The organism is Mesorhizobium sp. M0701 (assembly GCF_040320365.1).
Classification (GTDB): domain Bacteria; phylum Pseudomonadota; class Alphaproteobacteria; order Rhizobiales; family Rhizobiaceae; genus Mesorhizobium.
This window is the reverse complement of sequence record NZ_JAMYPO010000009.1, coordinates 145,472-160,304: the sequence shown is the minus strand read 5'-3', so window position 1 is coordinate 160,304 and position 14,833 is coordinate 145,472. Positions and strand designations below refer to the sequence as shown.

The window sequence follows — 14,833 nt, the reverse complement described above, 5'->3', positions numbered from 1 at the left end:
CGTCCTAAAAGGGCAACCGACTGCGCTCCTGTGGGAATTCGCTTTCCACAGGAGCGCTCTGTTTTCAAGATGGCATTTGCCTATGACCACAAGCTACCCGCGAGATTATCCGCCGCCGATCGTTTCCGCCTCCGGGCGGAGCTGGCGCAACGTCTGATCTGATGCAATCCGCGATCGATCTCGCACGCCCAGGCTTGCCGGCCGACGCCACGGCCGTGCGGGCACGTCGTTGGTCGGTCTCATGGATTGCGTTGGCTGCCGTCTTTGTCTCGCTTTTCGCGCTGCTGCCGCTTGCCTTCATCGTCTGGGTGGCGGTGCAGACCGGCTGGGAAACGGTGGCGGCGCTGGTGTTCAGGCCGCGCGTCGGCGAACTTCTGGTCAACACCAGCCTGCTGGTGGTGTTGGCGGTGCCGATCTCGATCGTCCTGTCGGTCATGCTGGCCTGGCTGACCGAGCGCAGCGATCTGCCGGGTGCCCGCCTATGGGCCTGGCTGTCGGTGGCGCCGCTCGCCATTCCGGCCTTCGTCCACAGTTACGCCTGGGTCACCATGGTGCCCAGACTGCACGGCCTGTGGGCCGGCGTGCTTGTGTCGGTCATCGCCTATTTCCCCTTCCTTTATCTGCCGGTGGCGGCGGCATTGCGCCGGCTCGATCCCGCTCTCGAGGATGCAGCGGCAGCCCTTGGTCTCGGCCCGTGGCGTGTGTTCAGGCGCGTCGTGCTGCCGCAGCTCCGGCTCGCCATTTGCGGCGGCTCCCTGCTGGTCGGCCTGCATCTCCTGGCCGAATATGGGCTCTATGTCTTCATCCGCTTCGACACCTTCACTACCGCGATCGTCGACCAGTTCCAGTCGACCTTCAACGGTCCCGCCGCCAACATGCTGGCCGGCGTGCTGGTGACCTGCTGCCTTGTGCTGCTCGGGCTGGAGGTGCTGGTGCGCGGCGAGGAGCGCTATGCCCGCGTCGGTTCGGGTGCTGCGCGCCAGCAGCAGCGCACGGGCCTTGGGCGCGCCACCATTCCTTGCCTGCTGCTGCCTGCCATTACCACGCTGCTGGCGCTCGGCGTGCCGTTCGCCACTATCGGCCGCTGGCTCATGGCCGGCGGCGCCGATGTCTGGCGGCTCGACGAGATCGGCCTGGCGCTTGGCCAAACGCTGTTCCTAGCAATTGCCGGCGCGCTGCTCGCCACCGTCGCGGCAATGCCGATGGCGTGGATTTCGATCCGCGCGCCGGGGCGGCTGCAACGCGTCCTGGAGGGCTGCAACTATATCGTCGGCGCGTTGCCCGGCGTTGTCATCGCCCTGGCGCTGGTCACCATCGCCGTGCGTATCGCCATGCCGCTCTACCAGACCCTGTTCACTATTCTGGTCGCCTATGCGCTGATGTTCCTGCCGCGCGCGCTGATCAGCTTGCGGGCATCGATCGCACAGGCACCGGTCGAGCTCGAACGCGCCGCCGCCAGCCTCGGCCGATCGCCGCTCAAGGCGCTATGGTCGACGACGATCCGGCTGTCGGCGCCGGGTGCCGCGGCCGGCATGGCGTTGGTCGCACTCGGCATCATGAACGAATTGACCGCAACCCAGATGCTGGCACCCAACGGCACCCGCACACTGGCGATGGCGTTCTGGTCCTATAGCGGCGAGATCGACTATGCGTCGGCGGCGCCTTATGCGCTGATCATGGTGGCGATGTCGCTGCCTTTGACCTGGCTGCTCTATGTCCAGTCGAAGCGGATGGCCGGGCGATGAGTTTTCTCGAACTGAGCGGCATCCACAAGCACTACGGCCCGGTGGCTGCACTTGCCGGCGTCGACCTCAGCGTGGCCAGCGGCAGCCGCACGGCCATCGTCGGGCCGTCCGGGTGCGGCAAAACCACCTTGCTGCGGCTGATCGCCGGCTTCGAGGCACCGGACCAGGGCCGCATCGTGCTCGATGGCGAGGTGCTGGCCGATGGCGACGCGTCCGTGCCGGCGCATCGCCGCGGCATCGGGCTGGTGGCGCAGGACGGCGCTCTATTCCCGCATCTGAGCATCGCCGCGAATATCGGGTTCGGCATGGGCCGTCACGAGGAAAAGCGCAGCGAGCGCATCGCCGAGCTCGCCTATGTCGTCGGGCTGGACAAAGGGATCCTGAAGCGCCGCCCGCACGAACTCTCCGGCGGCCAGCAGCAGCGTGTCGCGTTGGCCCGCGCCATGGCCATGAAGCCGCGGCTGATGCTGCTCGACGAGCCGTTCTCGGCGCTCGACACCGGCCTGCGAGCCTCAATGCGCAAGGCCGTGGCCGAGCTCCTCGAAACAGCCGGCATCACCACCATCCTGGTTACCCATGATCAGGCCGAGGCGCTGTCCTTCGCCAGCCAGGTCGCGGTGATGCGCGACGGCAAATTCTCGCAGGTCGGCACGCCGCGCGACCTCTATTTCAGGCCGAAGGACAGGATGATCGCCGAATTCCTCGGCGACGCCATCGTCCTGCCGGCCAGGATCGCCGATGGCTTCGCCACCTCGCCGCTCGGCCGCGTCGCCGTCGACAGCATGGAGCGGCGAGACGTTGCTCGCATCATGCTGCGGCCGGAGCAGGTGCTGCTGAAACGGACGTCGCGGGAAGGCATGTCGGGCACGCCGGACATGCTGTTCGGCGAGGTGACGGAATCCGAATTTGCCGGCTCGATGTGCACGATCGCCGTGCGTCTTCTGAACAGTCCCGATCCGCCCGACGCAGCTGCGATCGGCAACACGCCATTGATCCTGCGCAAGCCGGGCATGGACGCCCCGGCCGTCGGCGAGATCGTCCGGCTGACCGTTTCCGGCAAGGCGCATGTGTTTGCCTGAGGGCTTTTGCACGTGCACCGCTCGCCGGACGAAAGACCAACCTCAATCGACCCGCTTGCCCGCCTGATCGAACCAGTGCAGCTTTTCGGATCTGGCCACGACGCGCAATTGGTCGCCGGTCTTGGCGCTGGCGCGACCTGAGACGCGTACGACGATGCGGCTGCCGGCTGCCGCGCAGTGGAGAAAGCTTTCGGCACCGACCGGTTCGACGGCTTCGACCGTCGCCGGCAGCGCGAGCGCGCCGGAGGGCGCCTCCGCCGCGAAGGTGATATCGGCATCCTCCGGACGAAACCCGAGTGTCACCGCCTTGCTTTGTCCAGGCGCCAAGCCAACCACCGTACCGTCCGCCAGTGCCGAGCTGGGTGAGCTCCCTGTCAGCGCCAGGAGATTCATCGGCGGCGCACCAATGAAGGAAGCGACGAAAGTCGACGCCGGCTTCTCGTACACATCGAGCGGCGCGCCGATCTGTTCGACCAGTCCGGCGTTCATGACGACGAGGATGTCGGCCAGCGTCATCGCCTCAAGCTGGTCGTGGGTTACATAAACCGAGGTGACACCAAGCGAGCGCTGCAAATTCTTGATCTCGACGCGCATCTGCCCGCGCAATTTCGCATCGAGGTTGGACAAGGGCTCGTCGAACAGGAAGACTTTCGGGTCGCGCACGATGGCACGGCCCATGGCGACACGCTGGCGCTGGCCGCCGGAAAGCTCGCGCGGGCGCCGGTCGAGAAGCGCCGAAAGCTCCAGCACCTTGGCGGTCGAACGCACCCTGCTGTCGATCTCGTCCTTCGGCGTGCCGCGGTTGCGCAGGCCATAGGCCATGTTGTCATAGACCTTCATATGTGGGTAGAGCGCGTAATTCTGGAACACCATGGCGATGTCGCGCTCGGTCGGGCCAATGGCGTTGACCACCTTGCCGTCGATGGCGACTATCCCGGCCGAAATGGTCTCCAACCCGGCGATCATCCTCAGCAGCGTAGACTTGCCGCAGCCGGAGGGGCCGACCAGCACGCAAAGCTCCTTGTCGGGAATGGCGATGGAAACGCCCTTCACGGCCTCGACGCCGCTGGGATAGATTTTCCTGACATCCTTCAGATCCACGGTCGCCATCGGCTTCTCACTTTTCGGATTCGACCAGACCGCGCACGAACCAGCGTTGCATCAGCACGACCACCAGGATCGGCGGCACGATGGCCAGCATTGCCGTGACCATCACCAGGTGCCATTGGGTGTCGGCATCGGCGAAGGAAACCATCTTTCTCAGCGCGATGACGATGGTGTTCATGTCGTTGCTGTTGGTAACGAGCAGCGGCCAAAGATACTGCGTCCAGCCATAGATGAAGAGGATCACGAACAGCGCGGCGATGTTTGTCCGCGACAGCGGCACCAGAATATCGAAAAAGAAGCGCCATGGCCCGGCACCGTCGACACGCGCCGCCTCGACCAATTCGCCCGGTATGGTCATGAAGAACTGGCGAAACAGCAGCGTTGCGGTGGCCGAGGCGATCAGCGGGACGATCAGGCCGGCATAGGTGTCGATCATGCCGAGATCGACCATCACCTTGTAGGTCGGCAGGATGCGCACCTCGACTGGAAGCATCAAGGTGATGAAGATCAGCCAGAAGAAGGTCATGCGCAGCGGAAAGCGAAAGAACACGATCGCGTAGGCCGACAGGATCGAGATGAAGATCTTTCCCACCGCAACGCCGAGCGCCATGATCGTGGTGTTGAGGAGCAGCCTGCCGACGCTGACCCCGCCGATACGACCGATGCCGCCGAACAGCGCCTCGCTGTAATTGTTCCATAGCTGGCCGCCGGGCAAGAGCGGCAGGGGCGGCCTGAGGATCGTTTGCAGCGTGTGCGTCGAGGCAACGAAGGTGTAGTAGATCGGAAAAGCCACGATCAATATGCCGAGGATGAGCACGGCATGGGCGATGAAGGTGCGGAGCGGGGACTGGCCGATCATCGCTGCCCTCAGCCGTAATGGACTTTGCGTTCCACATAGCGGAACTGGATCGCTGTGAGCGCAATGACGATGGCCATCAGGATGACCGACTGCGCCGCCGAATCGCCCAGGATCAGATTGACGAAGCCGTCATTGTAGACCTTGTAGACCAGCGTCTCGGTCGTCTTGCCCGGCCCGCCGCCGGTGACGGCATGAACGATGCCGAACGTGTCGAACAGGGCATAGACGGTGTTGACGACCAGCAGGAAAAAGGTTGTCGGCGCAAGCAGCGGGAAGACGATGGTCCAGAAGCGCTTGGTTTCGCCGGCGCCGTCCATGGCCGCCGCTTCGATCAGCGTTTTCGGCACCGCCTGCAGGCCGGCGACGAAGAACAGGAAGTTGTAGCTGATCTGCTTCCAGGCGGCAGCCGACACCAGCAGGATCATGGCGTGGGTGCCGTTGAGCAGCGGGTCCCATACGATGCCGAGGCTTCTCAGCAAATAGGCCAACGAGCCGATCGAGGGATTGAACAGGAAAAGCCAAAGCATGCCGGCAATCGCCGGCGCCACGGCATAAGGCCATATCAACAGTGTGCGGTAGAGGCCTTTGCCGCGCACGGCCTTCTCGGCCATGACCGCGAGCAGCAGGGCCACAACCATGGCAACGATCGCGGTCGCAAGAGAGAACACTACTGTGACCTTGATCGAGTTGAGGTAGGCCGGATCGGCCAGCACCTTCCGGAAATTGGCAAACCAGACGAACCTGCTCTTCAGCCCAAACGGGTCTTGCCTGAGCATCGACTGGTAAAGCGCCTGACCGGCCGGCCAGTAGAAGAAAACCAGGGTGATGGCGAGTTGTGGCGCCACCAGCAGGTAGGGCAGGATCTTGTTGGGAAAGACGACGCGTGGAGACAGGCTGATTTCCCTCGCTATCCAGGTATCGCCCACGCGAGCTCGCGCGGGCGATATTCCAACCGACTAACCGAGATAATCCCGTCAGTTCTCCAGCGCTTCCTTGATCGCCGCGTTGCCGCGCGCAACCGCATTGTCGAGTGCCTGCTGGGCGGTTTGCTGGCCGGCCAGCATCTTCTCCAGCTCCTCGTTCTGGATATCGCGCACCTGCGGCAGATTCGGCAGGCGCACGCCCTTCGAATTGTCGGTCGGCGCCTTGCCCGTCATCTGCAGGATGGGTGTCTCGCGGCCGGGGTTTTTGTCATAGAAGCCTGATTTCTTCGTCGCCTCGTATGCGGCAAGCGTCACTGGCAAATATCCCGACTTCTGGTGCAGATATTCCTGCACATCGGTCTTGGACAGATAGGCAAAGAAAGCCGCGACGCCCTTGTATTCCTCGTCCGACTTGTTGCCGAACACCCACAGGCTGGCACCACCCGGCGTCGTGTTCTGTGGTGCGCCCTTGGCGTCGGTATCATAGGGAAGCTGGCCGATGCCATAGTTCATGCCGGACTTGACGATATCGCCGAGGCCGCCCGACGATTCGGTGAAGATGCCGCATTCGCCGGCGAGGAATATCTGCTTGGCTTCGGAGGTGCGCCCGCCATATTTGAATGTGCCGTCCTTGGCCAGGTCAGCGAGCGCCTGGAAGTGGCTGACGAAAATCGGCGCATTGATCTTGAGTTCGACATCACCGCCGGCCAGGCCATTCTGCTGGGTGGCCCAAGGCACGTCATTCCACGCCGCGAAATTCTCCAGGTGGATCCAGGTCAGCCAGGTCGAGGTATAGCCGCAAGGGGCGGCGCCGCTCGTCTTGATCTTCTTGGCAGCTTCCCACACCTCGTTCCACGTCTTGGGCGGATTGTTCACGTCGAGGCCTGCCTTCTGGAAGATGTCCTTGTTGTAGTAGAGGATCGGCAAGGAAGAGTTGTAGGGGAACGATAGCATGGTGCCGTCCGGCTTCGAATAATAGCCGACGATGCCGGGCAGATACTGGCTCTTGTCGAAAGTCATCCCGGCGCCGGTCATCACATCGGCCACCGGCTTTATCGCACCCTCGGCCGCCATCATCACGCCGGTGCCGACGTCGAACACCTGGAGGATATCGGGCGCTTGCCCCGCACGAAAGGCAGCGATGCCGGCATTCAGGGTCTCCGGATAGGTGCCCTTGAACACCGGAACGAGCTCATAGTCGCTCTGGCTGGCGTTGAAATCCTTGGAGATCTTGGCGACGACCTCGGCGTTGGCGCCGGTCATGGCGTGCCACCAGCTGATCTGCGTGACGGCGAAGGCGGAGGTGGTGGAAAGCAGGGTCACGGTGGCGGCGATACCGGCCGCAAAGCCGAAGAACTTCATGTTTCATCTCCCGTTTGTCATTGGCGAAAGGGGGCACTTCCGCACAGCCAATATGTGGCGCTGATGACAATCGGACAACGGTTTTATTGCGGATCAATGAACATCATTCCTTCCTAAAGTGCACTCGCTACCGAAAGCGCGGCGTCAGAAACGACATCACCGCCTTGTCGGCGCAGCGGCGTCGGTTTTCCCCGAAAAGACCCGCCTCATGGCCCGCGGGTTAACCATTCGTTAAAATCTCCAAGAGCTAATCAGTCACACCTCCCCTGTTAGTTTTGGCAGACCGAGTGAACCCAGGATGCTGACGGTCTATAACTGTATTGTAAGTCAGCACGACCTGAGACTGGTCGCACTTGCCGCCCTCGTCTGCGGCATTTCTTGCTTCTCAGCGGTTAATCTCCTTAAGCATGTCGGCCGATCGACCGACCGAAATCGGCTTGTCTGGCTGATGATCGCCGCAACTTCGACCGGGTTCGGCATATGGGCGACGCATTTCATCGCCATGACTGCGTTTACGCCGGGAATACCTAACGCATACAATCCGGGATTATCCGCCTTTTCGCTTGCCGCCGCCGTCATCCTGACCGCGCTTGGGATGTGGGTTGCCACCTTGCGCCGCGGCATCGACCATTTCCTCGTCGGCGGCGCCATTCTGGGCGGCGCCATCGCGACGATGCACTACATCGGCATGGCAGCTTTCGAGGTCGAAGGCCGGATCGTATGGAACCTGCTCCTTGTCGCGATATCGCTTCTGGCCGGCGTGACCCTCGCGGCACTGGCGCTCCTTGTCGTCTTGCGCCGTCCGTCAGCGCTCGCGACTTTCGGCGGCGCCGCGCTTTTGACGCTGGCGATTTGCAGCTTGCATTTCATCGCGATGGCTGCGGTGTCGATCATTCCGGATTCCTCGATTGAAATATCCGAACATTCCATCGAGCCCGTTTCCCAGGCCTTTGCCGCAGCGGTCGCCAGCCTGATAATCCTTGTGCTATCGGGTGCCGCGCTGTGGATCGACCTGCGCTTTCGCCGCCAGAAGCTCGAGGCCGATCGCATGCACGATCTCGCCAATGCGGCGGTGGAAGGTCTGATCGTTTGCGATGGCACCCGCATTGTCAGCGCCAATGACAGTATGGCGAAGCTGACCGGAACAGCGACAGCCACCCTGAACACGATGCAATTCGGCGAGCTTTTCGACGGACAGAGCGCAGCCGATATGTCCGGCTTCGGCGAACAGGCGCAGGAAGCGAAGTTAAGGGGCAGCGACGGGGCGAGAATTCCTGTCGAGCTGATCGCCAGGAAAATCACCTACTGCGGCAGGCCTCATACGGTGCTTGCCGTTCGCGACATCCGTGAGCGCAAGAAGGCAGAACAAGAGATCCTCCGCCTCGCGCATTTCGATCCGCTTACCGGGCTTGCCAATCGGCGGAGCTTTTCTTCCCGGCTGGAAGCAGAATTCGCCTCGATGGATCGTGGCGGCAAGGATGGACATCTGGCGCTCCTGCTGCTTGACCTCGACCGGTTCAAGCAAGTCAACGACCTCTATGGCCACGGGGCCGGCGATGCTATGCTGCAGAAGCTGGCGCACTGCATTTCCGGCATCCCGCGCCACGGACAGATGCTCGCGCGTCTCGGCGGCGATGAATTTGCCATCATAGCTCCGAACCTCCCCGACCCCCTGGCCGCAGGCCGGATAGCCGAGGACTTGCTGGCGGCGATCCGGGAGGAAAACAGGGTTTCGGTCGGCTCCGGCCTCGTCTCGGCCAGCATCGGCATCGCCTTCTTTCCGCTGGATGCCGAAGACCAGGCCGGCCTGATCAGCCATGCCGACACGGCACTCCATCGCGCCAAAACCGAAGGCAGGGACACTTATCGGTTTTTCGAGATAGCCATGGGCACCGCAGCCCGCGACAAGCGTGTGATGGAGCATGAATTGCGCCAGGCGATCGCCCGCAAGGAGTTCCACCTCGTCTATCAGCCGCAGAAGGAGATCCGCGGCGGCAGGATGATCGGCTTCGAAGCCCTGGTCCGTTGGCAGCACCCTGAGCGGGGTGACATTTCTCCGGCCGTTTTCATCCCCGTGGCCGAGGACAGTGGCGCTATCGCGCAGATAGGCGACTGGGTGCTGACGACGGCTTGTAACGATGCTGTTCGCTGGACAAACCCGCTGATGGTCGCCGTCAACGTCTCCGCCGTGCAACTTCACAATCCGAACTTCAGCCGCAAGGTGCACGACGCATTGACGAGGTCCGGCCTGGCCCCCGGCAGGCTCGAACTGGAGATCACCGAAACGGCCCTGGTGAAGGACATGCCGCGCGCGCTGGCAACCTTGAGGCAGGTCAAGGCGCTTGGCGTGCATGTGGCGATGGATGATTTTGGCACCGGCTATTCTTCGCTGTCCAACCTCAGCGCCTTTCCCTTCGACAAGATCAAGATCGACGGGTCGTTCATCAAATCGGTCGACAAGAACCCCCAGTTCGCGGCGATCGTTCGCGCCGTGCTGGGGCTTGGACGCGGTCTCGGCCTACCGGTTCTGGCAGAAGGCATCGAGACGCCGGGTGAATTGCAGTTCCTGGACGCCGAGGCTTGCGAGATCGGGCAAGGCTACTACCTCGGCAAACCGGCTCCGATCGAGACATTCGGGGAACTGACGGGCGTGGCCGCTCCGGCAATCCGCACCGCCAGCCGACGCGGCGCAAGCATTGCCGTGCTCAAGCCGCGCCTGCGCACGGTCTGAGCCTATCCCGGCTGAAGCGCCGCCTCGACCAGACGCTTGGCATCCGGCCCCGACCATTCGGCCGGGCCATTCATATGGGCGATCAGGCAGCCTTGCCCATCGATCAGCATGGTGACCGGCAGACCGAGCGCCAGGCCGCGCGTCTTGACGTCGTTGAACAGCGCCATCGTGGCATCGCGATAGTAGCCGAGCGACTTGACGCCGGTGTCCTCCAGGAACTTCTTCGGTTTGGCATCGTCGCCGGCATCGACGTTGACGGCAACAACCTGAAACGCATCGCTGCCCATCTCCTTCTGCAGCGCATCGAGCGCCGGCATTTCGGCGCGGCAAGGTGCGCACCATGTCGCCCACAGATTGAGCAGCACCGTCTTGCCGGCATGATCGGCGATCGTCGTCGGCTTGCCGTCGGGGCCGTTGAAGGCAAGGCTTTTCAGCGATTGCGGCGGATCCGCCGGCAAAAGCGCGGCAACCTGGCCGGTGGCAGCGGCGGCGATCTTCTTGGCACGGTCGGTCTTGGCGGCGCAGGCGACGTCGTCCTTGCCGCCGCCGGCGGCCACTTGCGCGGGCGCCTTGTTGCCAGAACTGCTTTCCCTGACATATACCGCGACCGCGCCGGCCAGCACGCCCGCAACCAAAGCGGCGAGGATGAGACGCAAAGCCGGGAAAAATCTATTGCCGTCTGCCATTTTTGAAAAACTGCTCCGGAGCACGGGTTATAGCGATGAACGACAAGAAGGCCAGCAACCAGATGTGGGGCGGACGTTTTGCCTCGGGTCCGGCCGCAATCATGGAAGCGATCAACGCGTCGATCTCGTTCGACCGCAAACTCTATGCGCAGGATATTCGCGGCTCGATCGCCCATAGCCAGATGCTGGCGCAAACGGGCATTATTTCGGCGGCCGATCAAGAAAAAATCGCTCACGGGCTGAACACGATCCTCGCAGAGATCGAGGCCGGCACCTTCGAGTTCTCGACCAGGCTGGAAGACATCCACATGAATGTCGAGGCCCGTCTGGCCGATTTGATCGGCCCCGCCGCCGGCCGCCTGCATACCGCCCGCTCGCGCAACGACCAGGTGGCGGTCGACCTCAGGCTGTGGGTCAAGGACGAATGCTTTCGTGTCGCCGAGGCGCTGAAGGGCCTGATCACGGCGTTCCTGGATCGGGCCGAGGAGCATGCGTCAACGGTGATGCCGGGCTTCACCCACATGCAGGCGGCGCAGCCGGTGACCTTCGGCCACCACTGCATGGCTTATGTCGAGATGTTTGCACGCGACCTGTCGCGCGTCCGCGATGCGATTGAGCGAATGGATGAAAGCCCGCTCGGCGCCGCCGCCCTTGCCGGCACCAGCTTTTCCATCGACCGGCACCAGACGGCGAAGGCGCTTGGCTTTCGCGAGCCGATGCGCAATTCGCTCGACAGTGTTTCGGACCGCGATTTCGCGCTCGAGTTCCTGGGCTTGGCGGCGATCTGCGCGACGCATCTGTCGCGGCTGGCCGAAGAGATCATCATCTGGTCGACGCCGCAATTCGGCTTCGTCAGGCTGTCGGATAGTTTCTCGACGGGTTCGTCGATCATGCCGCAGAAGAAGAATCCCGACGCTGCCGAACTGGTGCGCGGCAAGACCGGCCGCGTCACCGGGCATCTCGTCGGCCTGCTGACGGTGATGAAGGGCATGCCGCTGACCTATGGCAAGGACATGCAGGAAGACAAGGAATCCGTCTTCGACGCGGCCGAGACGCTCGACCTGATGCTGGCGGCAATGACTGGCATGGTGCGCGATATGACGGTGAACACTGCCGCGATGAAAAATGCGGCCGGCGCCGGCTATTCGACTGCGACCGATCTCGCCGACTGGCTGGTGCGCACGCTCGGCCTGCCGTTCCGCGAGGCGCACCATCTCACTGGCCGGGCGGTGGCGCTGGCCGAGGACAGGAAGATCGGGCTCGACAGGCTTTCGCTGGAGGATCTGCAGTCCATTCACCCCGGTATCAGCGCCGACGTGTTTTCGGTTCTTGCCGTGCAGAATTCTGTAAAGAGCCGCACGAGCTTCGGCGGCACCGCGCCGTCCGAGGTGCGCAAGCAGATCCGCTACTGGAAAAAGCGGCTCGCCAAGGCGTAAGACGCGGGGTGCAATGGCCGCAAAACTCGGCTAGAAGCGGCTGCGGGCAACAGTTTCGGACGGATGGCACGATGACCGGAAGCAGGATTTTGGTGACGCTGACGCTGCTGGCGGCAATGGCCACCGTAGCGGCCTGCGGCAGGAAGGCTGCGCTCGACACGCCGTACGCGGCAGCCGTGCAGGCCCGCAAGGACGCCGAGAAGGCCAAGCAACCTTTGCCGCCGGAGCCGGAAAAACCTGTCGAGGACAAGAAATTCATCCTCGACCCGCTGCTCTGATTTCGGACCAATCTCGTGAACCATTTCGACTACCGCGACGGCGCGCTGCATGCCGAGGACGTGGCGATATCAGACATCGCCGCCAGCGTCGGCACGCCGTTCTACTGTTATTCAACGGCGACGCTGACCAGGCATTTTCGCGTCTTCACCGAGGCCTTTGCCGGGCTCGATGCTCTCGTCTGCTATGCCATGAAGGCGAATTCCAACCAGGCCGTGCTGAGGGTGCTGGCAAGGCTCGGCGCCGGCGCCGACGTGGTCTCGGAGGGCGAATTGCGCCGCGCTTTGACGGCCGGCATCCCGGCAAGCAAGATCCTGTTTTCGGGCGTCGGCAAGACCGCTCGCGAAATGGATTTTGCGCTCTCGGCCGGCATTCTCTGTTTCAACGTCGAATCCGAACCGGAGCTGGAGCTGCTGTCGGCCCGCGCCACCGCGCTGGGCAAGATCGCGCCGATCTCGCTGCGCATCAATCCGGATGTCGACGCCAGGACGCACAAGAAGATTTCGACTGGGAAGGCCGAGAACAAGTTCGGCATTCCGTGGCAGCATGCGCGGAAGGTCTATGCGCGCGCGGCTGAGCTGCCGGGCATCAAGGTCACCGGCATAGACACCCATATCGGCAGCCAGATCACCGAATTGCAGCCCTTCGACGACGCCTTTGCGCTGCTGGTGGAGCTGGTCGGCGCCTTGCGCTCCGACGGTCATGCCATCGAGCACATCGATGTCGGCGGCGGCCTTGGCATTCCCTACCGCGTCGACAACAACCCGCCGCCTTTGCCCGATGCCTATGCCCAGATCGTCAGGAAGCATGTTGCCAAACTTGGGCTGAAAGTGACGTTCGAGCCAGGCCGGCTGATCGTCGGCAATGCCGGCATCCTGGTCTCGCAGGTGATCTTCGTGAAGGAGGGCGACGCCAAGAACTTCCTCGTCGTAGACGCCGCGATGAACGACCTGATCCGGCCGACGCTTTACGACGCTTTCCACGACATCAGGCCGGTGGCGCAGCAGCCGGCCGCTGCACCACGCATGAAGGTCGACGTCGTTGGCCCGGTTTGTGAGACCGGCGACTATCTCGGGCTCGACCGTGACCTGCCCCGGCTGAAATCCGGCGACCTGATCGCTGTCTCCACCGCCGGCGCATATGGCGCCGTTCAGGCCGGCACCTACAATACCAGGCTGCTGGTACCGGAAGTGCTGGTCGACGGCGACCGCTTCCACGTTGTGCGCCCGCGCCAGACCTATGACGAGCTGATCGGACTGGACTCGGTGCCGGACTGGTTGGAGTAGAACTCTGCAGCTACAGCCGGTGCTGAATGAGCGCCCTGGTCTCGGCGATTCTGTCCTCATTCCGGCGATAGAATATCCACTGCTTGATGCGCTTGCTGCGCAAAAGCCCTGCCTGGGTGAGCACGCGCATATGCTCGCTGAGCGTTGCCTGGGTGATCCCCAGCTTTTCCGCGATCAGCAGCGCGCAGACGCCGTCCTCGACCAGATCGCCGTCCGTCTGCGACGGAAAATGCGCTCGCGGGTCCTTCAGCCAATCGAGGATCTGCAGCCTGCGCTCGTTGGCGATTGCTTTGAAGACATCGATCTCTTGCATTTAGGCACTTTGCCAAGTTACTAAGTTATGTCAACTCTGAATGTCAACTCTGGGAGTGAAACCATGCTGCACGGCCACACGATCACACGCGAGCGCATTGCGGCGATAGAACCCCGCATCCGGCCCTTCGTGCGCCACACGCCGGTGCTGCGCGTCGACATGGCAGATTTCGGCCGCCCGCCTCTGCCTGTCGACCTGAAGCTTGAGTGCTTGCAGCATTCCGGCTCGTTCAAGGTACGTGGTGCGTTCACCAATCTCCTCGAACGGCCGGTTCCTGCGGCCGGCGTCGGCGCCGCATCGGGCGGCAACCACGGTGCCGCCGTCGCCTATGCCGCCATGCGGCTCGGCCACAAGGCGACCATCTTTGTTCCCGAAGTGAGCCCGCAGGCCAAGCTGGACCGCATCCGCGGCTACGGCGCCGAGCTGATCGTCGGCGGCGCCCGTTATGCCGAGGCGCTGGCCGCCAGCGAGAGCTTCGCCGAAAAATCCGGCGCGCTGCAGATCCACGCCTTCAACCAGGAGGAGACGCTGGTCGGGCAAGGCACGCTCGGCCTCGAGATCGAGGCCGACCTGCCGAAGCTCGACACCCTGCTGGTCGCCGTCGGCGGCGGCGGGCTGATCGGCGGCATCGCCGCCTGGTTTTCCGGCCGCATCAGGATAATCGCGGTCGAGCCGGAGGGTGCGCCGACGCTTCATCGCGCCTTCGAGGCGGGCCGACCCGTCGACGCGCCGGCTGAGGGCATCGCCGCCGATTCGCTCGCGCCAAAGCGTGTCGGCGAAATGATGTTTCCTATCGCCGAGGCATTCGTCGAGCGCTCGATCCTGGTCGGCGACCACGACATTATCGCCGCCCAGGCGGCGCTGTGGGACCGCGTGCGAATCATCTCCGAGCCGGGCGGTGCGGCCGCCTTCGCGGCGCTCCTGTCCGGCCGCTACGCACCGGCTGCAGGCGAGCGCGTTGCCGTACTGGTCTGCGGCGCAAACGCCAATCCGGCGAAATTCTGACAATATCCGGGGCATTATTGTTCAC

At 63.2% G+C, this 14,833-nt stretch carries 13 protein-coding genes; 7 read left to right on the top strand and 6 right to left on the bottom strand.

Annotated elements, in window-relative coordinates:
* Window positions 1-161 precede the first annotated feature (161 nt).
* A complete protein-coding gene (locus NKI24_RS12010) occupies window positions 162-1,745 on the top strand; it encodes an ABC transporter permease (RefSeq protein WP_352745432.1) in 1,584 nt (527 codons plus the stop codon).
* Window positions 1,742-2,824, top strand: coding sequence for an ABC transporter ATP-binding protein (locus NKI24_RS12005; RefSeq protein WP_352745429.1), 1,083 nt, complete (start codon window positions 1,742-1,744; stop codon window positions 2,822-2,824). Before NKI24_RS12010 ends, NKI24_RS12005 begins: the two co-directional genes overlap by 4 nt.
* A 42-nt stretch (window positions 2,825-2,866) precedes the next feature.
* On the opposite strand, the gene NKI24_RS12000 is transcribed toward NKI24_RS12005, so the two are convergent.
* The 4 genes from NKI24_RS12000 to ugpB form a co-directional block, all read right to left on the bottom strand.
* Window positions 2,867-3,934, bottom strand: a complete 1,068-nt coding sequence (locus NKI24_RS12000; protein WP_352745426.1) for a sn-glycerol-3-phosphate import ATP-binding protein UgpC — start codon at window positions 3,932-3,934, stop codon at window positions 2,867-2,869.
* Between the two features lie 7 nt (window positions 3,935-3,941).
* Entirely contained in the window at window positions 3,942-4,790 is an 849-nt protein-coding gene (gene ugpE, locus NKI24_RS11995; protein WP_352570555.1) for a sn-glycerol-3-phosphate ABC transporter permease UgpE, read from the bottom strand.
* Window positions 4,791-4,798: 8 nt separating this feature from the next.
* A complete protein-coding gene (gene ugpA / locus NKI24_RS11990) occupies window positions 4,799-5,683 on the bottom strand; it encodes a sn-glycerol-3-phosphate ABC transporter permease UgpA (RefSeq protein ID WP_023677936.1) in 885 nt (294 codons plus the stop codon).
* An 81-nt stretch (window positions 5,684-5,764) separates the two neighbouring features.
* The gene (gene ugpB / locus NKI24_RS11985; protein WP_352745422.1) at window positions 5,765-7,075 is read right to left on the bottom strand and encodes a sn-glycerol-3-phosphate ABC transporter substrate-binding protein UgpB; all 1,311 of its coding nucleotides are present in this window, start codon (window positions 7,073-7,075) and stop codon (window positions 5,765-5,767) included.
* A gap of 298 nt (window positions 7,076-7,373) precedes the next feature.
* On the opposite strand from ugpB, the gene NKI24_RS11980 reads away from it, so the two are divergent.
* A complete protein-coding gene (locus NKI24_RS11980; protein WP_352745419.1) occupies window positions 7,374-9,806 on the top strand; it encodes a bifunctional diguanylate cyclase/phosphodiesterase in 2,433 nt (810 codons plus the stop codon).
* 2 nt (window positions 9,807-9,808) lie between these two features.
* On the opposite strand, the gene tlpA is transcribed toward NKI24_RS11980, so the two are convergent.
* Window positions 9,809-10,492, bottom strand: a complete 684-nt coding sequence (gene tlpA / locus NKI24_RS11975) for a thiol:disulfide interchange protein TlpA (RefSeq protein ID WP_023677933.1) — start codon at window positions 10,490-10,492, stop codon at window positions 9,809-9,811.
* A gap of 35 nt (window positions 10,493-10,527) precedes the next feature.
* Here tlpA and argH point away from each other — a divergent pair, with 35 nt between their 5' ends.
* The 3 genes from argH to lysA all read left to right on the top strand — a co-directional run bounded on the left by argH (window position 10,528) and on the right by lysA (window position 13,490).
* Window positions 10,528-11,928, top strand: coding sequence for an argininosuccinate lyase (gene argH, locus NKI24_RS11970; protein ID WP_352745416.1), 1,401 nt, complete (start codon window positions 10,528-10,530; stop codon window positions 11,926-11,928).
* A 71-nt stretch (window positions 11,929-11,999) separates the two neighbouring features.
* On the top strand, window positions 12,000-12,206 hold the full coding sequence (locus NKI24_RS11965; RefSeq protein WP_023677931.1) for a hypothetical protein: 207 nt from the start codon (window positions 12,000-12,002) through the stop codon (window positions 12,204-12,206).
* Between the two features lie 15 nt (window positions 12,207-12,221).
* On the top strand, window positions 12,222-13,490 hold the full coding sequence (lysA, locus tag NKI24_RS11960) for a diaminopimelate decarboxylase (protein ID WP_352743783.1): 1,269 nt from the start codon (window positions 12,222-12,224) through the stop codon (window positions 13,488-13,490).
* 10 nt (window positions 13,491-13,500) lie between these two features.
* On the opposite strand, the gene NKI24_RS11955 is transcribed toward lysA, so the two are convergent.
* A complete protein-coding gene (locus tag NKI24_RS11955; protein ID WP_352646661.1) occupies window positions 13,501-13,803 on the bottom strand; it encodes an ArsR/SmtB family transcription factor in 303 nt (100 codons plus the stop codon).
* Between the two features lie 63 nt (window positions 13,804-13,866).
* On the opposite strand from NKI24_RS11955, the gene NKI24_RS11950 reads away from it, so the two are divergent.
* Window positions 13,867-14,808, top strand: coding sequence for a threonine/serine dehydratase (locus NKI24_RS11950; RefSeq protein ID WP_352745413.1), 942 nt, complete (start codon window positions 13,867-13,869; stop codon window positions 14,806-14,808).
* Window positions 14,809-14,833 lie beyond the last annotated feature (25 nt).